Source organism: Aurantiacibacter sediminis (assembly GCF_016019885.1).
Taxonomy (GTDB): domain Bacteria; phylum Pseudomonadota; class Alphaproteobacteria; order Sphingomonadales; family Sphingomonadaceae; genus Alteraurantiacibacter; species Alteraurantiacibacter sediminis.
Genome location: NZ_JAEANY010000014.1, coordinates 1 through 241, shown reverse-complemented (window position 1 = coordinate 241; position 241 = coordinate 1). Strand labels below are relative to the sequence as shown.

Sequence of the window (241 nt, the reverse complement as noted above, 5' to 3'; positions counted from 1 at the left end):
TCAATTCTGCTGCCATCCGCCGCCCGAAGTAATCGCCGAGCATTCCGATATCGCCCTCACGCACGCGGAGCGGCGGAAGAGTGATCACTTCAAAACTCAGCCGGTCGAGCAGGTCGGCGCGGAAGGTCTTCATTGGTGGCAGCGACGATGCGCACGTCGACCTGTGTCGGGCGACTGGCCCCGATGCGCGTCACCTCGCCATATTCGACGGCCCTCAGCAGCCGTTCTTGCGCGCCCATCG

The 241-nt window shown here is 63.9% G+C and carries 1 pseudogene; it reads right to left on the bottom strand.

From position 1 onward, the window contains the following. Positions 1–241: pseudogene (locus I5L03_RS13330) on the bottom strand (sigma 54-interacting transcriptional regulator); the annotation flags it as partial.